At 55.0% G+C, this 23,343-nt stretch carries 18 protein-coding genes; 16 read left to right on the plus strand and 2 right to left on the minus strand.

From position 1 onward, the window contains the following. Positions 1-11 precede the first annotated feature (11 nt). Together ACFFT4_RS02405 and ACFFT4_RS02410 are read left to right on the plus strand one after the other, a co-directional pair. On the plus strand, positions 12-3,116 hold the full coding sequence (locus ACFFT4_RS02405) for a glycosyl hydrolase (RefSeq protein ID WP_378044769.1): 3,105 nt from the start codon (positions 12-14) through the stop codon (positions 3,114-3,116). Between the two features lie 18 nt (positions 3,117-3,134). Continuing rightward, a complete protein-coding gene (locus ACFFT4_RS02410) occupies positions 3,135-4,058 on the plus strand; it encodes a dihydrodipicolinate synthase family protein (protein WP_378044771.1) in 924 nt (307 codons plus the stop codon). Between the two features lie 109 nt (positions 4,059-4,167). Here ACFFT4_RS02410 and ACFFT4_RS02415 read toward each other — a convergent pair whose 3' ends face one another. Next, positions 4,168-4,743 carry a glycerol-3-phosphate responsive antiterminator gene (locus tag ACFFT4_RS02415; RefSeq protein WP_378044772.1) on the minus strand — a complete coding sequence of 192 codons (576 nt, stop codon included), beginning with the start codon at positions 4,741-4,743 and terminating at the stop codon, positions 4,168-4,170. Positions 4,744-5,007: 264 nt separating this feature from the next. On the opposite strand from ACFFT4_RS02415, the gene ACFFT4_RS02420 reads away from it, so the two are divergent. The 7 genes from ACFFT4_RS02420 (at position 5,008) to ACFFT4_RS02450 (ending at position 12,353) form a co-directional block, all read left to right on the plus strand. Further along, a complete protein-coding gene (locus ACFFT4_RS02420) occupies positions 5,008-5,808 on the plus strand; it encodes an HAD family hydrolase (protein WP_378044774.1) in 801 nt (266 codons plus the stop codon). Between the two features lie 265 nt (positions 5,809-6,073). Then, a complete protein-coding gene (locus tag ACFFT4_RS02425) occupies positions 6,074-7,687 on the plus strand; it encodes an ABC transporter substrate-binding protein (protein WP_378044776.1) in 1,614 nt (537 codons plus the stop codon). Positions 7,688-7,707: 20 nt separating this feature from the next. Then, positions 7,708-8,700 (plus strand): ABC transporter ATP-binding protein, encoded by a 993-nt coding sequence (locus ACFFT4_RS02430; protein ID WP_378044777.1) that lies wholly within the window; start codon positions 7,708-7,710, stop codon positions 8,698-8,700. Then, complete coding sequence (locus tag ACFFT4_RS02435; RefSeq protein WP_378044778.1) at positions 8,690-9,670, plus strand: ABC transporter ATP-binding protein; 981 nt, start codon at positions 8,690-8,692, stop codon at positions 9,668-9,670. The genes ACFFT4_RS02430 and ACFFT4_RS02435 overlap by 11 nt, the downstream gene beginning before the upstream one ends. After that, on the plus strand, positions 9,667-10,587 hold the full coding sequence (locus ACFFT4_RS02440; RefSeq protein WP_378044780.1) for an ABC transporter permease: 921 nt from the start codon (positions 9,667-9,669) through the stop codon (positions 10,585-10,587). The genes ACFFT4_RS02435 and ACFFT4_RS02440 overlap by 4 nt, the downstream gene beginning before the upstream one ends. Before the next feature lie 10 nt (positions 10,588-10,597). Further along, on the plus strand, positions 10,598-11,428 hold the full coding sequence (locus tag ACFFT4_RS02445) for an ABC transporter permease (protein WP_378044781.1): 831 nt from the start codon (positions 10,598-10,600) through the stop codon (positions 11,426-11,428). A gap of 25 nt (positions 11,429-11,453) precedes the next feature. Next, on the plus strand, positions 11,454-12,353 hold the full coding sequence (locus ACFFT4_RS02450; RefSeq protein ID WP_378044783.1) for a glycerophosphodiester phosphodiesterase: 900 nt from the start codon (positions 11,454-11,456) through the stop codon (positions 12,351-12,353). A 69-nt stretch (positions 12,354-12,422) separates the two neighbouring features. Here ACFFT4_RS02450 and ACFFT4_RS02455 read toward each other — a convergent pair whose 3' ends face one another. After that, positions 12,423-13,892: an ATP-binding protein gene (locus ACFFT4_RS02455; RefSeq protein WP_378044785.1), complete on the minus strand. Its 1,470-nt coding sequence runs from the start codon at positions 13,890-13,892 to the stop codon at positions 12,423-12,425. Positions 13,893-14,160: 268 nt separating this feature from the next. On the opposite strand from ACFFT4_RS02455, the gene ACFFT4_RS02460 reads away from it, so the two are divergent. From ACFFT4_RS02460 to ACFFT4_RS02490, 7 genes are all read left to right on the plus strand, one after another. Next, positions 14,161-15,117 (plus strand): ABC transporter permease, encoded by a 957-nt coding sequence (locus ACFFT4_RS02460; protein ID WP_378044786.1) that lies wholly within the window; start codon positions 14,161-14,163, stop codon positions 15,115-15,117. After that, the gene (locus ACFFT4_RS02465) at positions 15,111-16,007 is read left to right on the plus strand and encodes a carbohydrate ABC transporter permease (RefSeq protein WP_378044788.1); all 897 of its coding nucleotides are present in this window, start codon (positions 15,111-15,113) and stop codon (positions 16,005-16,007) included. The genes ACFFT4_RS02460 and ACFFT4_RS02465 overlap by 7 nt, the downstream gene beginning before the upstream one ends. Positions 16,008-16,103: 96 nt before the next feature. Then, positions 16,104-17,660, plus strand: coding sequence for an extracellular solute-binding protein (locus ACFFT4_RS02470; protein WP_378044790.1), 1,557 nt, complete (start codon positions 16,104-16,106; stop codon positions 17,658-17,660). Between the two features lie 39 nt (positions 17,661-17,699). Then, positions 17,700-20,057 carry a helix-turn-helix domain-containing protein gene (locus ACFFT4_RS02475; RefSeq protein ID WP_378044792.1) on the plus strand — a complete coding sequence of 786 codons (2,358 nt, stop codon included), beginning with the start codon at positions 17,700-17,702 and terminating at the stop codon, positions 20,055-20,057. A 103-nt stretch (positions 20,058-20,160) separates the two neighbouring features. Continuing rightward, the gene (locus tag ACFFT4_RS02480; protein WP_378044794.1) at positions 20,161-21,174 is read left to right on the plus strand and encodes a sialidase family protein; all 1,014 of its coding nucleotides are present in this window, start codon (positions 20,161-20,163) and stop codon (positions 21,172-21,174) included. Positions 21,175-21,211: 37 nt separating this feature from the next. After that, positions 21,212-22,132 carry a dihydrodipicolinate synthase family protein gene (locus ACFFT4_RS02485; RefSeq protein WP_378044795.1) on the plus strand — a complete coding sequence of 307 codons (921 nt, stop codon included), beginning with the start codon at positions 21,212-21,214 and terminating at the stop codon, positions 22,130-22,132. A gap of 191 nt (positions 22,133-22,323) precedes the next feature. Beyond that, entirely contained in the window at positions 22,324-23,334 is a 1,011-nt protein-coding gene (locus tag ACFFT4_RS02490) for a Fic family protein (protein WP_378044797.1), read from the plus strand. Positions 23,335-23,343: the final 9 nt, after the last annotated feature.

Consider the following 23,343-nt stretch of genomic DNA (forward strand, 5'->3'; position numbering starts at 1 on the left):
AACGGTAAGCAATGGAATCGACGAGTTTGAGGGAAGCGTTCCGCAATCCGGGTGCGGAGTTCCGCTCCGCGCCGTTCTGGGCCTGGAACGACAAGCTGGAGCGGGACGAGCTGGAACGGCAGATCAAGAGCATGAAGGAACAGGGAGCGGGCGGCTTCTTCATGCATTCGCGGGACGGGCTGGAAACCCGCTATATGAGCGAGGAATGGATGGAGCATGTCCGTACGGCCGTCCAAGCCGCCTCCGAGCGGGGGATGACTGCGTGGATCTATGACGAGGATCGCTGGCCATCCGGCTCTGCAGGCGGCATCGTTCCGTCTATGGGCGATGCTTATCGGGCTAAAGGGCTGACGATCGAGGTCGTTCGGGAAGCGACGGAGGCGGATGAGTCCTTCGTTGCGCTGTTTCGGGCCGAGATCGACGGGATGGAGATAAGCCGCTGCGAGCGGCTGGAATGCCGTCCGGGCATCCGCTACCCGCAGCCGGGCGAAGGGGAAGCGCTGCTCGCGCTGCGGATAGAGGTGGCGGAAGCATGCGAATGGTTCAACGACGAATCTCCGCACGATACGCTCAATCCGGATTCCGTCCGGCTGTTCATCGAGACGACTTACGAAGCGTATAAGGAGGCGGCGGGAGAGCAGTTCGGCAAGACGATCGCCGGGGTGTTCACGGACGAGCCGAGTGCGGCCGACCGGCATTGCAAGTTCACCGAAGGCAGAGGCTGGCTGCCGTGGACGTATTCGCTTCCTGATTATTACCGAGAGAAGCGGGGAACGGACGTGCTGGATACGATTCCTTACGTTTTCTTCAACGGCGAGCCGTCGGCGGCCGCCCGCCACGATTACTGGCGCACGATCTCCGAGCTGTTCTCCGAGTCGTACTCCGGACAGCTCGGAAGATGGTGCGAGGACAACGGACTGCTGTTCACCGGACATTACCTGTGGGAGAACAAGCTCGGCGTGGCGACGCGCGTCTGCGGGGCGATCATGCCGAACTACCGTTACCAGCACGTACCCGGCATCGACATGCTGATGGAGCAGACCGACGAGACGATCACGGTAAAGCAATGCACCAGCGTGGCCAATCAATACGGCAGACAGAGGGTCATTACGGAAACGTACGGCTGCACGGGCTGGGAGTTTACCTTCGAGGGACAGAAGTGGGTCGGCGACTTTCAATACGTGCTGGGCGTGAATTTGCGTTCGCAGCACCTTGCGCTTTATTCGCTCAAGGGCTGTCGGAAGCGGGATTACCCCCCGGTATTTAGCTACAATACGACCTGGTGGAACCGCAATCGCGTCGTCGAGGATTACTTCGCGCGGATCGGAGCGGTCATGACGCCGGGTACGGCGGTGCGCGACGTGCTCGTCCTCCATCCGGCTTCGACCGCTTGGTCGCTGCTGGGAGCGAATCCGTACGGCATCCCCGATCGCAACAAGGACCGCGACATTCCCGGCATCAATCGTTACGGCGACGAGTTCAACGGCTTCCTGAGAGGGCTGCTCGGCGCGCACTACGATTTCGATCTGGGGGACGAGACGATTATGGCAGAGGCCGGGCGAGTAGAGACGAATCGCTTGTTCGTAGGGCAGGCCGGCTATCATGCGGTTATCGTTCCCGCGATGCGGACAATGCTGGACAGCACGTATCGGCTGCTGCAGGCCTTTCTGGAGGCGGGCGGACGGGCGATCGCCGCAGCTCCTGTGCCGGAGATGATCGAAGGGCGGGCGGACGACCGCGTTCGGACGTTGTTCGCGCATCCGAATATGATCGTCGTACCGAGCGAGCGGGCGGTCGTTCCGGCGCTGGAGAATGTCCTGCCCCGCCGGGTCAGTCTCGTAAGCGAATTTATGAACGAAGCCCCGGAATTGCTGTATTTACTTAAAGAACAGGAAGACGGCCATACGCTGTTTGTCGTGAACAACGACCGAGAGAAGGCGCTGAACGTGCGGCTGACGACAGCTTTCTCGGGAAGGGTGGAGGAATGGAACCCTTTGACCGGGGACGTCTTCGAAGTCGGCGCGGAACCGACGGGGGACGGCGGAATGGCGCTGGAAGCGAGCTTCCCGCCGTCTGGCTCCAAGCTGTACTTTATCTCCAAGGAGGGCAGTCCGGCCGCGGCACCGCCGCTCGTCGACGACGGGGAGACGGCGCTGAATCCTTTTGCGGTGAAGCTGCACGCTTCGCTCGGTCCCTCCTGCTCCTTCACCCGGACGATGCCGAACGCGCTCGTATTGGACAACTGCGCATATCGGATGGATAGCGGACCCTGGTCGGGGGAGATGGACGTCTGGCAGGCGCAGCGCGACATTCGCGAACGTCTCGGCATGCGGCAGATTTATTATAACGGGCTGCCTCAGCGGTACAAGTGGATCGAAGAGCCGCATTCGCGGGATGGAACGCCCGTGGAGCTGCGCTTTCGGTTCAGAGTAGAGACGCTGCCGCAGAATCCAGTCTATCTGGCGCTGGAGGAGGCCGAGCACTTCACGGTGTCCTTGAACGGGGTGCAGGCGCCGGACGGGGCGGAAGGCTGGTTCGTGGATAGGGCCATTCGCAAGGTACGGTTGGAGGGAATGCGCTTGGGTGAGAACGAGCTGATTCTTTCCTGTGCCTATCTGAACCGGATGGAGTTGGAGGACTGTTATCTGATCGGAGACTTCGGCGTAAGTTCCGAGCGGACGATTGTCGCCGAGCCGGAGCGGCTGAGGTTCGGGGATTGGGGTTTGCAGGGCTATTTTCATTATGCGGGCAGTATCGTTTATCACTTTGACTTCGATTGCCGGATGGAAACGGGAGAACGCGCGTACCTGTTCATGGGCGACTATTCGGCGGTAACGCTGGACGTGACCGTTAACGGAGTTGAAGCGGGAGCCGTTCCTTGGCGGGCGGCGAACGGGTTGGACATTACGGGCCTGCTTCGTAGCGGAGTCAATCGCTTGGATATCGAAGTTGCGGGCAGCCCGCGCAATTTGTTCGGGCCGTTCCATCAGGCGCGGGGAGCCGTTCCTTCAACGGGCTGGGAATCATTCCGCACGGAAGGCGTGGAGTATACTTCGGAATACATCGTGCATCCTTATGGCATTTTCGAGCCGATTCAGATTCGCAAGAACAAATAGGGAAGGAAGAGAGCCGAGATGAACGAGACGATCCGCAGCGGCGTATGGCCGACGATGCTGACCCCGTACACGGAGGGAGGAGAAGTCGATTACGACGCCTTGGGACGGCTGATCGAATGGTATTTGGACAGAGGCGTGGACGGCTTGTTCGCGGTCTGTCAGTCCAGCGAGATGTTCTATCTGAGCTTGGAGGAGCGGGTGAAGGTCGCGGAATACACGGTGCGCCGGGCGGCCGGCCGCGTGCCGGTCATCGCCTCCGGACATATTGCCGACGGCTTCGAGGAGCAGATCGAGGAGCTGAACGCGATGGCCGCGACCGGCATCGACGCGCTCGTACTCATTACGAATCGGCTGGCCGGACCGGAGGAGAGCGACGAGACGCTGAAGAAGAGGCTGGAGCGGTTGCTGGAGCGGCTTCCGAGGGAGCTGCCACTGGGCTTCTACGAATGTCCGTATCCCTACAAGCGCTTGATCACGCCGGAATTGCTCCGCTGGTGCGCGGAGACGGGACGGTTTGCGTTTCTTAAAGACACCTGCTGCGATTTGGATCAACTGAGGAGCCGGATGGAAGCCGTTCGGGACAGCGGGCTGAAAATCTATAATGCGAATACGACCACCTTGCTGGAATCGCTGAAATTCGGCATCTCGGGATACAGCGGCGTGATGGCGAACTTCCATCCGGAACTGTACGTCTGGTTGCTGCGGCATTGGAAAGATCGTCGGGAGGATGCGCAGCGGCTGATGCCGATCCTGACGATGGCGTCGTGGGTGGAGAAGCAGCTGTATCCGATCAACGCCAAGTATTATTTGAAGCTCGAAGGGGTGCTCGACAGCATCGTCGGCCGCTCCAAGGATGCGGGGGAGATGAACGCCACCTTCCGGCTGGAGGTCGAACAGGTGCGCGAGCTGTCTCTAAGGCTGGCGGAAGAGCACTCCCTCTAGTAAGATCGATAAGCCAGGACGTCCCCCGGGTATCTCCGGGGGAGTAACGAAAAAGAGAAAACCGGAAAAGAAGAAAAAGGAGTCGTCCGTGAGTTGATCCCGCTAGGGATCATTTTTTCATAGCCGGACGATAGTTCCACAAGGAAGTTTTCGACAGGGACACCGCGTCCGCCCCCTGCTTGAACGCCTCGGAGATGTGGCTTTCTTCGCTGACCAGACCGCCGAGAATAATCGAGATGGACGGCAGTTGCTGCTTGTAGCTTTTTACAATGGAAGGGGCTATGGCGGGCATGACCTCCACGCAATCCGGGTCGTTATGGCTGATGGCTTCAATCGAGGTGTTATAGGATTTCGTATCGATCAGGAATACCCGCTGGATCGTGACCAGCCCTTCCTTTTTGGCGGACTTGATGATATTGCTCTTGGTCGATACAATGCCGTAAGGCCTCACGTATCTCTGAATGAACTGAAGGGATTCCTTGTCGCTGCTCAACCCTTTCAGCAGATCGATATGGATGAAGACGCGTTTCTGCCGGCAGTATTCTTTGAAAGTGTTGGATACCATATCGTTCAGATCGCCGTTCATGTAGATGATTGCGTCGACTTCCGAATCGATGGCCGCTTTCATTTGAGGATACTCGCAGGCCGCAACAAGCGCGTGTTTACGAAATAGATCGTTTCTCATGGCGCACACCTCGTACCGTTTTACCTGTATTATATAACGCCGTTTGTCCCAATCCGGGCTTTACGACAAAAATTAACATCAAGTTAACGTTGAATTAACGATCCTCTTAACGATCCTGATTAAGATGAACTAAGATGGAAAATGAATACTTTCAGGTGGAGAATCGGAGAAAGCCTGCATGTACCAGACGCACAAGGACTGCGTCCCGTTGGTATCCTGCAAGGCTTTTTGTTGTTGTCCAAAAAAAACGACGGAGTAGATCAAATGCGCAAAATACGATTGGTTGTAAGCGATTTGGACGGTACATTGCTGGATGAAAGTCACCGGTTGAGCGACGAGCTGATGGACAGGGTAAGGACGTATACGAAGCAGGGCGGATTGTTCACCATAGCGACAGGAAGAAACTGGTATGCGACCAAACGCATTGTAGAGCAGACTTCGATCCATGTACCGGTCATTCTGTGCAACGGCGCCGTTCTGGCGGACCCGTCGACGATCTATTACGAATCCGGCCTGGCCACGGACGTAATGGCGGATTTGCTGATAGAGGCCGGGAACAGCGGAATCGCGGTTCTGTTATTCGAGCATAACAACGTTTTCGGATTTGGCAGCGAACAGGGCATCAACCGGTTTTGCGACAAAGAGAAAGTGAACTGTGAGGTTATTCCGGCACGCAAGGACGAACTGCTGCGGATCAAGGCGCTTAAAGCGGTATTGGTCGGTCCGTACGAACTCAGCTTGTCCCTGTGGCATCGGCATCGGATGGACGTCAGCGGACAGAATGGCTTCATTCGCAGCGAAGAGGACTTTTTTGAGATCGTCAAGAAAGGCGAGAACAAAGGGAAGACCATGCTTAAGCTCGCAGAGAGGCTGGGGATCCCGAAGGAAGAAATTCTGGCGATCGGCAATCATATGAACGACAAGGAGATGCTGACGGAAGCGGGAATCGGCGCTGCCGTATCCAATTCGTACCCCGAACTGCTGAATTACGCGGATTTTGTTTGCGAACACGGCTGGGACAAGGGCGTCATCGAGACGATGGACCGATTTTGCCGCATTTGTTGACGGAGGTTTTGGCGGATTTTATTTTACATTCAATTTACTTGATGTTAATGGCCTGTTGAAAGTCCGGAGATACAATGAGATCAAGTAAATGGAGCCAGCAAATTGAATAGCTATAAGGTGGAGGCTTAGAGAAAACCTTATGACAAAGTCGGCGAGTCCCGAAACGGAGCTCGATACGATTTGTTGTAATCTTTTCTGCTGGCCTCTATTTTTTATAGCTTCAAACTTTTAAAAATAGCGATTAAAAATGGGAGGAGATTTACCAATGAAGAGCAAGTTCACGATGCTATCCCTGCTGTTGATCATCCTTGTACTGAGCGCATGCTCCGCGGCGGGCAATAACGGCAATGCCGGCAGCCAAGGGGCAAGTCCGAGCGAGGCTTCCGGTTCGAGCCAGCCGGCCGGCCAGTCTTCCGCAGTCGCGACGCCGAATAACGACACGTTAAAAGTAGCGCTGGCCGCATCGTCTACGCAGTTCGACCCCGGATACAGCATCGGGATCGCCAGCATCAAAGTCTTTTACAACATTTTCGATACGCTGTTGACTACAAATAAGGAAGGGCAGATCGTCGGACAGCTCGCGGAAAGCTACAACTGGGTGGACGACAAAACGTTGGAGGTCAAAATCCGCAAGGGCGTGACCTTCCAGAACGGCGAGCCTTGCACGGCGGAAGACGTGAAATTCACCTTTGACCGCTTCCTGAACGGTTATGGCGACGGTACGGTCAAGCTGCTCTATGAAACGCTCGAATCGATCGAGGTGGTGGACGATTTGACGGTCAGATTCAAGACCAAGATCGTGGACTCTTCGTTCCTGGAGCGGCTCGGCTCCATCTGGGGCGCCAGCATCGTGCCCAAGGATTATCTTACGGAAATCGGCGACGAGGCTTTCAAGACGAAACCGATCGGCACCGGCCCCTACCAGATGACCTCCTATTCTCCGGAGAAGATCGTGTTGACGCGGTATGACGGTTTCTGGGGAGACGCCCCGGCGTTTAAGAATATCGAGATGATCGTTTATCCCGAGACTTCGGCAAGAATGACGGCGTTGATTAACGGCGAAGTCGATATTATCAATGACGTAACGGCGGATATGGTCGATGCTTTGAAGTCGAACAAAGGCGTTAACGTGGTAGGCACCCCGATCAAAAATATTCATATCTATGTATTCAATACGGCGGGCGGCCCGATGGCCAACGAGAAATTCCGCCAGGCGCTGACGATCGGCATGAACAGGCAGCTCCTGGTCGATACCCTGTGGGGAGAGTATGCTTCGGTTCCGAACGGCCATCAGTTCGATTCCTACGCAGCCTCGGGCACGTATGTCAAGCCGGAAGATTATCCGGGCGTTCAATTCGACGTGGAGAAGGCCAAGCAGCTGGTGCAAGAATCCGGTTATGACGGAACCGAGATCGAGATCGAAATGCTGAACGGTTATTACATGAACGGCAACCAGGCCGGCGAAGCGATTGTCGACATGTGGAAGGACATCGGCGTTAACGCCAAAGTGGTGTATAAGGAGAAGCTGGGATGGGATTTCAAGCATGTTCGGGCATGGTCCAGCGCTTCCCGCTTTGACAGCCCGCTGGGCGCGCTGTGGCTTCTGTTCGGACCGGGTTCGGGACCGGCGCAGAACACCTGGCTCGACATGCCGGAAGACTTCAAAGCGGCAGGTCAGAAGCTGACGGAGACGAACGATCCGCAGGAGAAGTACAAGCTGTCCGAGGAGCTTCTGAGAATGTTCGATACGTACGCTCCCGGAACCTACCTCTATCAGGCCGAGGATTACTACGGCATTCGCGACGGCCTGGATTGGGACATGTTCTATGCCGCGAATCAGATTACGCCGTTCAGAGCGGCGGACTTGAAAGTCAAGTAAACAAGGGAAGAAGACGGACCATGGAAACCATTCTGGACGTGCAAAATCTGCAAACTTATTATCGCGCGGGAAAGCAGGCCGTCCCGGCCGTTGACGGTGTGAGCTTTACGCTTGCCAAGGGAGAAGTGCTGGGTATCGTTGGAGAGTCGGGCAGCGGCAAGAGCACGGTCGTACGCTCGATCATCCGTTTGCTGGACAAGAACACGACGCGGATCGTAAACGGGAAAGTGCTGTTTCACGGGAAGGATCTGCTGAAGCTGAGCGGGCGGGAAATGCGCGGCATTCGGGGCAAATCGATAGCCATGGTTTTTCAGAATCCGTTATCCTCGTTAAATCCGGTGTATACGATCGGCAATCAGATTCAGGAAGCGATACGGACCCATGAGTCCATGTCTCGGGCGGAAGCCCGGGACAGGGCTTTGCACTTGCTGAAGCAGGTCAATATCCCTTCGCCGGAGCTGCGGCTGGACGATTATCCCCATCAGCTGTCCGGCGGGATGCAGCAGCGGGTGCTGATTGCGATGGCTTTGGCCTGCCAGCCTGAAATTATGTTGGCGGATGAGCCGACCACGGCTTTGGATGTTACCATTCAATCGCAAATCCTGGAGCTCCTCTCCGAAATCCGCGACGAGCTGAATATGAGCGTTATCCTGATTACGCACAATATGGGCGTGATCGCCGAGATGTGCGACCGCATGCTGGTCATGTACGGCGGCGTCGTCATGGAAGAGGGCACATGCACGGATGTCTTCGCGAACCCCCTGCATCCGTATACCCGCGGTCTGCTTGCGTCCATTCCCAGTCTCGAAGAGGACAAAGAGGAGCTGTATGCGATACCGGGCCAAGTCCCCCATTTCCGGGCGCCGGTCAGCAGCTGTCGATTCTGCAGCCGCTGCGATCATGTTTTTACCCGATGCCGCGAACAAGAGCCGCCTTCGATTCCGATAGGCGAAGGGCGCTCCGTTCGCTGCTGGTTATACGCACGGGAGAAGGATTCGGACCATGGACAATGACCTGATACTGGAAGTCATAGCAGCCCGTAAACACTATCCGGTGACCAAAGGGTTCATAAGCAAGAAAAATATCGGCACCGTCAAGGCGGTGGACAACGTCAGCTTTAAGCTGTACAGGGGCGAAACTTTGGGCGTCATCGGCGAATCGGGGTGCGGGAAGAGTACGCTGGCCAAGCTGATTATGGGTCTTGCCGAGCTGAGCGGCGGCGAAATCCGGTTAAACGGGAAGCCGGTTCGGTCGAATATGCCGCTATCCATGCGTCGAAATATCCAGATGATTTTCCAGGACCCCTATTCCTCTCTGGACCCGCGTATGAACGTTCGTCGCATCGTCGAGGAGCCTTTGCGGATTCATGAGCGCCTAAGCAAAGAAGAAAAAAACAAGATCGTGCTTCCCATTATGGAGCAGGTGGGTTTATCCGCCGACGCGCTTCGGAGATTTCCCCATGAATTCAGCGGAGGCCAGCGACAGCGGATCGGCATCGCCCGCGCGCTTATGCTGAATCCGGAACTGATCGTATGCGACGAACCGGTATCCGCGCTCGATGTTTCCATTCAAGCGCAGGTTCTGAACCTATTCGCTTCCTTGAAAAAAATGAGGGGTCTCACGTATGTCTTTATTTCTCATGATATGAGCGTAATCAAGCATGTCAGTGACCGAATTATGGTGATGTACCTCGGTCAGGTGATGGAGATCGCGAGTAAAAGAGATTTGTTCGGCAATGCGCGGCACCCTTACACTCAAGCGTTAATGAGCGCGATCCCGAAGCCTAATCCGGCTGTCGCGAAAGACAGAATTATTCTTGAAGGCGATCTTCCAAGCCCGATCCACGCGCCTGCGGGCTGCCCTTTCCGCTCGAGATGCCCGCAGGCGATGGACAAGTGCCACATCAAGCCCGAATTCAAGCAAGTGAGTGAAGATCACTATGCGGCATGCCATTTGGTGAACGACGAGGTAGGTGCCTCATGACGAGATATATTACAGTAAGAGCAGGTAAGGCCGTTCTAACCGTACTCTTCGTCTGGACGATGGTTTTCATCCTGACTCGAGTGACCGGAGACCCCGTGGACTGGATCCTGAGCGAGGGCGGCTCCGAGGAAGCCATCGCGCAAGTGCGGCATAATCTGGGCCTCGACTTTCCGCTGTGGGAGCAGTATTTCAGAGCCTTCGGCGGCATCCTGACCGGGGATACCGGCAACAGCTACTATTATGCAAGGCCCGTGTCGGATCTGTTCGCGGAACGTTTTGTCGCGACGTTTACGCTCGGTGCGATTGTTTTTCTGGTGACCATCCTGCTGGGCATACCGCTCGGCGTGCTGGCCGCCGTGAAGCACAATACCTTTTGGGATCGGATCACGATGACTTTCTCGATCGCGGGTTATACGATCCCGAACTTTGTGCTGGGCATTCTGTTGATCATTGTCTTCTCCCTGTATATGCATCTTCTGCCCAGCGGCAGCTACGGAACCGCCGCTCATTATGTGCTGCCGGTAATTGCCATGGCGGTAGGACCGACCGCCAGCGTGGCGAGGCTCACGCGCAGCTCCATGCTGGATGTCGTCGGACAGGACTATCTGGAGAGCGCCCGGGCCAAAGGCGTGAACGAATGGGCGGTCGTCTACAAGCATGCTTTGCGGAATTCGCTGATCCCGGTCGTTACCATGCTTGGCGCGCAGCTCAGCACGATTATCGGCGGCTCCGTCATTGTCGAAACGGTGTTCGCGTGGCCGGGAATCGGCTCGCTCATTGTGAGCAGCGCAAGGCAGCGCGATTTTCCCGTCGTCCAGTTCGGTGTGATGATGATTTGTATCTCGATTACATTCATAAACCTGTTGGTGGATCTATCCTATTCGATTCTGGATCCGCGAATACGGGTGAAAAGCTGAAGGAGATCCGATGAAAATACCACCGTTTATTCTGATCTTGATGACGACATTCGGCCTCGTCGCGATCGCTGCCCTGCTCGCGCCGGCGCTGTTCCCCATCGATCTGTCCGATACCGAACTGACCTCCCGCTTTAAGCCTCCGCGCTTTATCGATCCGGAGTCGAGCTTTCTGTTCGGGACGGACAGCTTGGGGCGGGATGTGGGAATCCGATTGCTGTATGCTACCCGGACTTCCTTGATCATCGCTTTTCTCGGCATGGTGCTGGCCACGGTATTCGGACTGGTCATGGGTGTGCTCAGCGGGCTGAACGGGGGCGTCACCGACCTTGTCCTGTCCTTCATTACCGATGCGCAGCTTTCGGTTCCGACCACCTTTATCGGCATTATTTGCGCAACCATTATGGGGTCCGACGCCCTTACCGTGATCATCGTCATCGGAGTCACCGGCTGGCCGGGATTCGCGCGTCTTGTGCGCAGCCAGGTCATTCAGCTGAAAGAGGCCAACTTCGTGGAGAGCAGCCGATCTCTCGGAGCATCGAAGGCGCGTATTTTTTTCGAGCATATTCTGACCAATATCGCGTCGCCGCTTATCGTCTATGCAACGATGAATCTCAGCTCCTTCATTTTGCTGGAGAGCGCCTTGTCGTACATCGGGCTCGGCATTCAGCCTCCGGAGACGTCCCTGGGCGTCATGGTTAGCGACGGTCGAAATTACTTGCTGCAGAGCTGGTGGATGGCGGTTATTCCAAGCGCGCTCATCGTGCTGCTGATCCTGCAAATTTCTTTGACCGGCGATTGGTTGCGTGATAAGCTCGACCCTAAGCTTAGAAATAAAACCTGATTGCCCACCGAGAGGAGTACGAACAATGAGAATCGGACCTGTGTTATCGGAACGGGAACAGAAGTATCCTCGCCTGTGCTCGCACCGCGGCTTTAACAATGTCGCTCCCGAGAACTCGCTTCCCGCTCTCGCCATGGCTGTCGCCCTCGGCGCCGAAGAAATCGAGTTCGACCTGTGGCCGACGAAGGACGGAGACCTTGTTGTCTGCCACGACACGACGGTGGACCGGACGTCGAACGGGACGGGCAAGCTTACCGAGCTTGCGATGGCCGACATCCGGAAGCTGGATATGGGGTCCTGGTTCGATCCCCGATTCAAAGGCACCCGGTTTCCTTCCTTCGAGGAAGTGCTTGCTTTACTCGCTAAAAAAACGATTATGAATATTCATCTGAAGTCCGTAGACACCGGGTACACGCCGTCGCCGCAAATGCGCCAGCGCGGCCTCGAACTGCGCAAGGTGTTGAAGGAGCAAATTCTGATCGATATGGAAGGGCCTCACGAGAAAGTCATCATTCAAGAGGAATTGGAATGGGAGAACAATCCGGCCGTCGAATCTTACGATCCCGCGATATTCCGTAAAATCTCCGATCTCATCGACAAGTACGATTGCCGGGATTACGTCTATATTACGGGCGAGAAGGATGTGCTGATGACCGCGAAGAACATCGCCCCCCATTTGAGCCGCAATTGTCTGGAAGGGCATATGAATTATACGATCGTGGAGAACGCCTTGAAGTATGATTGCGAGAGGGTGCAGTTCTGCAAGCTGTACCTGACGAAGGATATGATCGATCGGGCCCATCATCACGGGATGAGATGCAATCTATTCTGGAGCGATCATCCGCAGGAAGCCGACTATTTCTTGAAGCATGGGATCGACACGATCCTCGTCAACGATTTTCTGGCGGTTAAGGGCGTTGGGTGAACCCTCATAAAACAACGAAAAGCAGTCCGCCTCAATCGTGGGGTGGGCTGCTTTGGTTTGCGGCTGACCCTATTTTCCCTTTATAGAGTCTAAATACCTTGTGTATTCCGCATGACCGAGCAGATACAGGAAAGCAAAGGCAGGGATTTTCGTGATCGGGGTTCTGGTAGGATGGCTCGTGTTGCCGTAATCCGAGCTGTTTTTGGTAACGACAATTGCAGCCGCGCTTTTCGCGTCATTGGCCCACTCTACAATTGCTTCCTTAGGGGACAATCCCGTGTTCTCGCGGTATTTCACCTCAATCAGAATCTTGGACAGGGTGCGATAGGTCACGATGATGTCAATTTCTTTGTCCGTTTTCGGATCTCGATAATAACCGACTTGGGTCGTGTCCAGGTAGTTAAAGGAATGGACATGCTTATAGATGGCCGTTTCGATAATCATTCCCATTTCATCCGAATCGGTGAGCACTTCCTCGCCGATCATCAGTACGGCATTTCGAATAGCGGCATCCGCCAAATAAATCTTTGGCCGGGCCTTGAGCACCTTTTTTCCGGTTTGCTCCGTAGGGGGACTGATATAAATCAAATTGGCCTGTTCCAAAAAATCCATGTAATTCGCGACCGTTTGCCTCGAAACGCCCACTTCTTTGGCGATGGTATCTTGAACGACAATATTTCCGCTTATCATACACAGGTAGAGGAAGATTTGTTCCAATTCCGCAACATTGCGAATGGGGAACAGGGAGACCATATCACGTTTCAGAACCTTATCTACGACATCTTCCCTAATGATTTTTTGGGCTAAATGGACATCGTCCGCCATAGCGACTTCGGGGAAGCCGCCAACCAGCAAATAGCGATGGAAATGTTTTTGCAGGGGCTCTAAACTCATCATCACCTGGGCCAGCTTCGCCGCTTCCAACGAACCTAGTGCGGTTGGAAAAGTATCCTTGGCCAGCTCCGGTTTTGGAACCTCCATGAGATCAATATATTCGTAAAAAGAAAGCGTTGGGATACGGATGGTTGTCCAGCGGCCTACGCCGCTCTCTTTTGCTTTCTCGGCAAGTACGGGGCTTGCCGAGCCGGTTGCCATGATCCGGAAGCCGGGGTTACGGTCGTAAAGCGTCTTTAACCATAGATCCCAATCTTGAGCGTATTGAATCTCATCGAAGAAGAGGTGGAGCTCGCGCTCATCGGGATTTAAGTTATTCTGGAAAACCTCGAGTATTCTTCCGATATCGCATAGCTTTAGCATGGGATGGTCGAAGGAAACATACAAAATGCTTTTTGAAGGAACCCCCCGCTGTAAGCAATCCTCGATGGTTTGGTACATGATCGTGGTCTTTCCAACGCGACGAGGTCCGGACAAAATAATTTCTCTTCTAATTTGCGGATGCTCGAATATTTTTTTGGCTTCGTAATAAGCCAGTCGTTTGACCGGTTTCGTCAGGTCCGACGATATTTGATTTGTGCTCCACCAGTCGTTGTACCCTCGAAGCACTTTCAAAATCTTCTCATCCGTAATAAAGTTCATCATCCCTATAACCCCTCGAAAGTTGTTAATTATAACTTACATTATTTCCGGAAAAGTGTAAACCTAAACCGAATTCTCATGAAAAGCGGGCTGTATAAGCGTCCAAGGGGAAATCTGCATCAAGGTAGAAAAAGGCCTCCCGCCCAGATCAAGAAAAATGCAGCGTGTTCGGGATGTTGCTTCTTGCCGCCAACGGCTCCCGTCATTAATCTCAGGATGAGCAAGCGAAAGGCGTTTGCGATACCCGTTACCCCGAAGGGAGTCAGGAGCCATGAGAGCCCGGCAAGCCGTCACAGTCGAGGCCTCCGCACTTCACCGCCCCAGCGAGCGGCAAGTCTGGAGATCCATTAAGAAGAGCCGATTTTTCTACGCCATGTTCGCCATTCCGCTGCTTTATTTTATCGTCTTTCATTACGTTCCCATGTTCGGCATCATCATCGCTTTTAAGGACTACACCGTTTTCAAGGGGATATGGGGGAGCGAGTGGGTGGGCCTGGAATACTTCCGGGATTTTCTGTCCGACTCCTACTTCTACAAGCTTATCCGCAATACGCTGATGATCGGTCTGTACCAGATTCTGTTCGCGTTCCCGGCACCGATCATACTGGCGCTGCTGTTGAACGAACTCAGAGGCCAATTGTTCAAACGGTTCGTGCAGACGGTGAGCTACCTGCCGCATTTTCTGTCCACCGTCGTCGTCTGCGGCATTCTCGTCAATTTTCTTTCTTTTGACGGCATCGTGAATCAGTTTCTTCATTTTCTTGGGATGAAGCCGATCCACTTCCTGATGATTCCCGACTGGTTCCGCACGATCTACGTCTCTTCGGAAATCTGGCAGGGAGTCGGCTGGGGTTCGATCATCTATCTCGCCGCGCTGACGAACATCGATCCGCAGCTTTACGAAGCGGCCAGAATGGACGGCGCCAACCGATGGAAGCAGATCCGGCACGTCACGCTGCCCGGCATCGCTCCGACGATCATTATTATGCTGCTGTTCAGCATCGGAGCCATTATGTCCGTCTCCTTCGAGAAGGTGCTGCTCCTCTCCAACGGAGCCAACTTCGAGACGTCGGATATTATCGCCACCTACGTCTACCGGCGCGGACTCGTGTCCAGCGACTTCAGCTACGCGACGGCCGTAGGCCTGTTCAACTCCGTCATCGCGCTGGTTTTCCTGAGCATCGGCAACGCGATCAGCAAGAAAGTGAGTGAAACGAGCTTATGGTAAAAAAACGGGGTTACACGATCAAGCGGGGATTCAGCTCTCATCTGTTCGACGGCGCCAACGTGCTGTTCATGCTCGGATTGGTCTTCGTCACCTTCTATCCGCTTTATTACGTCTTGGTCGTCTCTTTGAGCGACGGGCATGCGGTGATGAGAGGGGAGGTGGCCTTCTGGCCCAAGGGGCTGACACTGAGCACCTACGAACTGATTTTCGACGATCCGTCGATTTGGCGCTCGTATGCGAACACCCTTCTATATACGGCGGTCGGGACGGCCATCAACGTCTGCTGTACGGCGATGTGCGCCTACCCGCTGTCCAAGAAGGAGTTTTACGGCCGCGGATTTTTCACGCTGCTTATCGTCATTACGATGTTTTTCAGCGGCGGGCTAATCCCTTCGTATTTGCTGGTGCAGCAGCTTCACATGCTGAACACGATGTGGGCAATCGTCATCCCGGGGGCCATCGCCGTGTGGAACATGATCATCATGCGCACCTTTTTCCAGGGGATCCCCCATGAGCTGTACGAGTCGGCCCATATCGACGGTTCCAGCGACTTCATGTCCTTTATCAAAATCACGCTGCCTTTATCGAAGCCGATTATCGCCACCATGTCGATGTTCTACGCGGTAGGGCATTGGAACAGCTTTTTCTCCGCCATGATCTATCTTGACGAGAAGAGCAAGTTTCCTTTGCAAATTATTTTGCGCAACATGGTCGTGATGGGGGAGATGTCCAACCAGACGCAGGAGCTGGGCGGAGTATACGCTGCGGTAACGGCCACGAATATCAAGTATGCCGTCATTATTATCGCCGTTCTTCCCATCGTGATGGTGTATCCGTTTATCCAGAAGTATTTCGTCAAGGGCATGATGATCGGTTCCCTCAAAGGCTGATTGCGGCCGGAGGCGCCTCCGGCCGAAGCGGGGAAGCGATTGCGTTTATGTTCCGGCGTTGATACTATAAAATATCACAGAAGAGGTGCGAAGAAGATGGCTAGAAAGGGTACGGTCTTAACAAGCATGCTGCTTGGCACGGTTCTCCTCGCAAGCGCCTGCAGCTCGGGAAGCAGCTCGAACGGTCAAGCGGGGAATACGGGTCCCGCGGAAAGCTCCGGCTCGGGAAGCAAGCCGACGGTGGAAGTTCGCTGGATGCGGGGAGAGAATCCTGCGCAGGCCATTAAGCAGGACACACCCGTTATCCGCGAAATCCTCGCGAAGACGGGCGTGAAAATCAACATGGAGCCGGTACCGGGCAGCAATTATGAAGATAAAAAGAGAGCGCTGCTGGCAACCAACAACATTCCGGACATCATCGGCGTCTCGGCAAGCGATGCGGCGGAGTTTGCCACCACCGGCATGTTCCTGGCGATCTCCGACTACTTCGATCGGATGCCGAACTTCCAGAAGGTCATGGAGACGAATCCGGAGATCAAGAAGCTGTTTATCGACGGGAAGCTGTATTCTCTGCCCATTGCGGAGCATTTCAAAATCCAGGGCGGCAAAGCCCCGATGATTCGCACGGACATTCTGGAAAAGCTCGATCTGGCGGTCCCGACGACCTTCGACGAGCTGTACGACACGCTGAAGAAGATGAAGGAAGCTTACCCGGATTCCTATCCGTTCTCCTCCCGCGGAATTCCCGCTTTCCTGGACGCCTTCGCCTTCGGCATGGGCGGCGGATTCGGGATGACCTACGACGACCAGGCCGGTACTTATTTTTACGGGCAAAACAAACCGGAGTTCAAGGAAGTGCTGACCTACCTGAACAAGCTGTACAGCGAAGGCCTGCTTGATCCGGATTTCGCGGTCAATACGAAGCAGAACTGGGACGAGAAGATGAGCACGGGCAGATCGTTCTTCTACTATGACAACAACTCCTTCGCCGTCAACTATACCGCGGCTTTGCAGCAGACCGAGCCGGGAGCCAAGTTCGATCGCATTCCTTATCTTAAGAATTCTAAGGGGGAAATCCGCGGCTGGCTCTATCCGAAAGGCTGGCTGGTCGATAATTACGCGATCAGCTCCAAGACGAAGGATCCGGAAGCGGTGATCGCCATGTTCGACTGGATGTACGGCGAGGAAGGAACGAACGTCACCAATTACGGGATCGAGGGAGAAACCTTCGAGATCGTCGACGGTCAGGCCCAGATCACCGAAGCTACGCTGGAGAAATACAAGGGATCGACCGATCCGGCCCGGGTTATGCTGTCCGAGATCGGCGCAGGCCTGCTCGCGTTGTCCGTTCACGTCGACGAAGGACCGTTTAAGCAGTTGTCCGATCCGAACCTGGTTCGTTGGGGCGAGGAGCTGGTCAACGATCCGGGCGCGCGGTATGCGCCGGCTCTGGCGCCGGCCTTCACCGCGGAGGAAAGCAAGCTGATCAAGGGTCTCACCTCCAAGATCGCTCCGCTCGAGGAAGACGTGGTCAAGTTTATTCTCGGAATCAAGCCGCTGTCCGAATTTGATCAATGGGCGGAGCAGTTGACCAAGGCGGGATCGGATCAATTGGAGAGCATCTACAACGAGGCTTTGAAACGGGTTCAGTAACTCGCAAAATCCGATGAGAGCAGGAGGGAGGGCGGCGAAATGAAGACATTCCGCGAGAGCTTTCGCGTCAACAAGCTGTTCGTTAAAATTTTGCTCTCCTTCCTCTCTTTTCTCCTTCCCCTTGTCGCGTTGGGGGCGCTGACCTACAACAACTTCGTTGCGGGTCTGAAGCGGGACTACCAGGAAAAGCTGCGTTTGAACCTGACAGCGTCCACGGATACGGTCGAGAGCTTCTGGCAGCGTATCCATGAAACCTCGACGAGCTTCTTCAGCGACTCTAACGTGCTGAAGCTGCTGAAGCCCCGCAGCCAGTGGAGCGAGACGGATCGCGCCAATCTGATCTATCTGCAGGCCAGTCTCACCAAAGCCAAATTCCATGTCAATACCATCGTCGAGGAATTGTTCGCTTACGCCGACGATCAGTATGTTTTTAACGGCAGCGGCATTAACGATTTCAAGCCGTACTTTACCAAGTATTACAGCTATCAAGGCTACGATGAGACGTATTGGACGAGTCTGCTCGGTACGGTACGTTATGTCGACGTTCTCGAGCCGCGGAGGGTCAACACTTCGTTCGGGAGCCAGTCCGTCATCACGTTTCTGACCGCAAGCCAGATCGGCGATCAACGGGCCATTCTGGCGGCGACCGTACAGGTCGACAAAATCTGGCGCACGTTCGCTCCGATTCTGGAGCACGGCGCAAGCCGGATTATCGTTGCGGACAAGGACGGAAGCCTGATTATGGCCTCCGATCCGGAGTTCGTCAACGAACAAGCGCTGACTGCCGTCCTGAAGGGGATCGAGGACGCTGCGGCGAAGCGCGATTCCAGAGACGCCGCAATTGAGGTCACGGTAGACGGAAACCGCTATATGACCGAACGGTCGGCAAGCGACTCGATCGGCTGGACGTTCTACGCGCTGACGCCGGTCGAAGCCTTTAAACAGCAAGCTTCGGGCATTCTTGAATTCGTAGTCAGCCTATGTCTGATTTTAGGCGTGATCAGCCTTGTTTTCGCTTTCGTATTTTCCTACCGCATCTATACGCCGATTCGCCGCATCGGCGAGGCGCTCGAGAGCGGCTCGGAAGGCGAAGCGTCGGGCGCGCGTTCGTCGTTGGATCTGCAGCATATCGGTGCGGGAATCAACCGGCTGCTGCATCACCAGTCCGAGTATCGCGGCCAGATGGAGCTGATGACACAGGAGTATCTCGATCAATCCCTGACCCAGCTGCTGCAGGGCCACACGCTCTCCAAGGAACAGCGGGAGAACCTGCTGCAGGTGATGCGATCCCGCCTGGCGTTCGAGCAGGAGGGCTTCCTCTGCTGCGCGGTCAGTCTCCGCTTCAAGGAACGGTTCCTGATCGAGATTCAGGACGTGGAACGCATCGTAATCGAGAGCAAAATGAAAAACCTGCTTCACGGTTTAATGAAGCAATATGGTAAAGCTCACGTGCTGGAGACGGGGGACTCCCTCTACGTCATCCTGTTTAACGTGGGTCTTGAAGACTCCATTGCTCCTGTCCGGGCAGGCATGCAGGAACTGGTGGACATCTTCAGCAGCGACTGGAAATATTGCCGGCTGCACATCGGAATCGGAACGGTGCGGCAAGGCGTCGAGGGGATCGCCCAAACTTATCGGGAAGGTCTGGCTTCGCTGCAGCGAATTACGGACGAGCCGGATTATAAAATTGTCGAATATACGGTCAACGACCCCGCCCGCGAGCTTGTCTACACATACGCCGACGAGAACAAGCTGTTCCAGCTGCTGCGCATCGGCAACAAAGACGGCGCAGCCGAACTGATCGACGAGCTTGCGCGGCGCAAAGACGGGGCCCATTATACCTTAAACTCGCTTTATGCCAACGTCTACGCCACTGGCCGCCGGTTTCTGTCCGAGCAAGGAATCGACGCGGAAGGACTGCTTACCGCGGACGATCGACATCTCCTTCTGAACCCCGGAAGATTGCCGGCCCTGCACGCCGAGCGGAAACGGGTGCTGGTCGATTTCCTGCACCGGATCATCGATCGGACGGCCAACGTAATTCCGTCCAGGAAGCCGAGCGAGCTGGCGGCCACCATCAAGGCCTACGTAGAGGAACACTATACGTCCGATCTGCATTTGGAGAAAATCGCCGAGGAGATGGGCGTCTCGCTGAAATACGTCTCCAGACTGTTCAAAGAAACCTACGACGTCAATATTACCGGCTTCATCAGCGAATTGCGCATCGACAAGGCCAAGGAATTGCTTCGCGACACCGACTTGCTGGTCGCGGCGATCTCCAAGGAGGTCGGCATCTTCGACCGCACGACGTTCCTGCGCACCTTCAAGAAGTTCGAAGGGCTTTCGCCCAACGATTATCGCAGGCAAGCGAGAGAAGCCGGCAAGCAGGAGGAATGAGATCGGCGGCGGGAGATAGGCGGACAACCCCGCCCCGTTATCCGTTCATTGTGCCGGTCTTCGGCTCGTACAGCCATTTTACAGAAGAAGAGAGGTCGATCTCATGGTCATTGAGAAAGCGGAGAAACAATATCTATTCTGCGACGACCGACCCTTTCCCAGCTGCCATGCTTCTACGGTAGCGGTGCTGCCGGACGGGAAGGTACTGGCCGCCTGGTTCGGCGGGCTGCACGAGAAAGCCAGCGATGTCGCCATCTGGCTGAGCTCCCGCGTGGACGGACAGTGGTCGGCTCCCGTCAAAGTCGCGGACGAGGATGGCATCGCTCATTGGAATCCGGTGCTGGATACGGACGGCGCAAGGGTCAGTCTCTATTATAAGGTCGGTCACGAAATCGCGGACTGGCATACGCGCATTATTCATTCGGAAGACGGCGGCCGAACCTGGTCCAGGCCGCGCGAACTGGTGTCCGGCGATATCGGTGGGCGCGGCCCGGTGCGCAATAAGCCGATCCGGCTGGAGGACGGAACGTTGCTGGCTCCATCTTCGGTCGAACGGCGGGACGAAGAACGTCCGGGCAAGGAGATCTGGCATGCGTTCGTCGATATTTCGCGCGACGGAGGACTGACTTGGCAGCAGAGCGCCTTCGTTCCGATGGATCTGGATCGGTACGTGGGCGCGGAAAAATGGTTTGCCAAAGGGCTGATCCAGCCGACCTTGTGGACGACCGGCAACGGCAGCGTCCATATGCTGCTGCGCAGCACCGAGGGCGCGATCTTCCGCAGCGATTCCACGGACGGGGGACAGACTTGGTCCATGGCGTACGCTACCTCGCTGCCTAATAACAACAGCGGCATCGATCTGGCCCGGCTCACGAACGGAACGCTTGCATTAGTCTATAATCCCGTCGCAGGCTTTGCGACAGACTCGCCGCGCACGCCGCTTGTCGTGAGCTTCTCCAAGGACAACGGCGCTTCGTGGAGCGACGAGTTCGTGCTGGAAAACCAGCCGGGCGAATACTCTTATCCGGCCATTGTGGCGCGAGACGGCCAGCTCTATATCACGTATACCTGGAAGCGCGAGCGTATTGCCTTCTGGCATATCCCGTTGGCGGAGTAGATCGGAAACCGCAAAGTTCCCGAGGAGGAGATTCGAAATGGATAATACGATCCGCAGCGGCGTATGGCCGACGATGATTACCCCGTATACGGCGGGAGGGGAAGTCGATTACGACGCGCTGGCCCGGTTGATCGAATGGTACGCGGCTAAAGGCGTAGACGGGCTGTTCGCGGTATGCCAGTCCAGCGAGATGTTTTATCTGAGCTTGGAGGAGCGGGTGAAAGTCGCGGAGTACACGGTGCGCCGGGCGGGCGGCCGCCTGCCGGTCATCGCCTCGGGCCACATCTCGGACGGCTTTGACGAGCAGGTCGAAGAACTGAATGCGATGGCCGGAACAGGCATCGATGCGCTTGTGCTCATTACGAACCGGCTGGCCGGGCCGGAGGAGAGCGACGAGACGCTGAAGAGTCGGCTGGCGCAGCTGCTGGAACGGCTGCCGAAGGAGCTGCCCCTGGGGTTCTACGAATGCCCGTACCCTTACAAACGTCTGGTCACGCCGGAGTTGCTCCGGTGGTGCGTAGAGACGGGACGTTTTGCGTTTCTGAAGGATACGTGCTGCGATCTGGATCTGCTCGGAAGCCGAGCCGAGGCCGTTCGGGACAGCGGTCTGAAAATCTACAACGCCAATACGGCGACCTTGCTGGAGTCGCTCAAACTGGGCATTTCCGGCTACAGCGGCGTGATGGCCAACTTCCATCCGGAGCTGTACGTATGGCTGCTGCGGCATTGGAAGGACCGCCCGGAGGAAGCGCAGCGGCTGATGCCGATCCTGACGGCGGCTTCGTGGGTGGAGAAGCAGCTCTATCCGATCAACGCCAAATATTATTTGTCGCTCGAAGGCGTACTCGACAGCATCGTCGGCCGCTCCAAGGATGCGGAGGAGATGAACGCCACCTTCCGGCTGGAGATCGAGCAGCTTCGCGAGCTGTCTATTAGGTTGGCGGGGGAGCAATCATGATTTCCATTGCTCACCGTTACCAATAGCCATAATAAAAAGCCGTTCGATACCCCCGAGGGTAAAGAACGGCTTTCTCCTTACTTTAATGCCCGTCACTCTGCTGTGTTATAATTGAATTTATCGTCGATACTTATGAAGTTGATACTTATGAAGTGGATGCCACCGACGAGATACAGCGAGGAGGGGCTGTGATGTTTGAGAAGCCGCCTTATGTCATAACTGACAAAATGGTAAACCTTATTGCGAATATTTCGTCACTATTGCCCATGATTTCACCAAACATGAGTATGCGGCTCCGCAAAGATCGCAATATACGTTCTGTGCATTCGTCGCTCGCCATTGAGAATAACACGCTGTCGCTTGAACAGGTGACTGATGTCGTGAATGGCCGTCGAGTTGTTGGTTCGCCAAGCGAGATTTTGGAAGTTAAGAATGCTTTCGCGGCGTACTCACAAATTGAGAAGTTCGAGCCGTTCGCCATCGCAGATTTCCTGAAAGCCCACAAGCTGATTATGAGCGATCTTGTAGAAAATGCAGGGAAATTCCGCAGTCAAGGCGTGGGTATATTCGATGGTGACAATCTTGTTCACGCTGCACCGAAAGCGGAGTTCGTTCACGGACATATCAAGAATTTGTTCGACTGGGCTAAGAGCGCTGAGGTACACCCTTTGTTGAAAAGCTCTGTCGTACACTACGAGATTGAGTTTATTCATCCATTTATGGATGGTAACGGCCGCATAGGTCGCTTGTGGCAAACGGTCATTTTGGCCAAGTGGGACTCCCTTTTTTTAAGTCTGCCAACTGAAACCGTTATTTTCGAACGTCAGCGAGAATATTATGCTGCGCTCAGAGCGTCTGATCGAGCGGGCGATTCGACCGCATTCATTGAGTTTATACTGACAGCGATTGCGGATGTACTTGCCCTACAGGAAAAGCACCAAGTTGAGCACGAAGATAGACACCAAGTTGGACAGTTAAACGAGATGATGCTGAAAGTGCTGAAATCTCTTGAATCTACGAGTCTGTCACGTAAAGAAATTTTCGCTGCAATCGGAATGAACGGCGATCACAGAGCATTCAAGCGCAATGTTCAGCCCCTTTTGACGGGCGGCTATATCGATATGACCGTACCGGACAAACCGAACAGCAAGCTGCAAAAATATCGGTTGACAAATAAGGGCGAAGCGGTTCTTCGGAAATAACTCAGCTGA

The sequence above is a fragment of the Cohnella cellulosilytica genome, assembly GCF_042431195.1.
GTDB lineage: Bacteria > Bacillota > Bacilli > Paenibacillales > Paenibacillaceae > Cohnella > Cohnella cellulosilytica.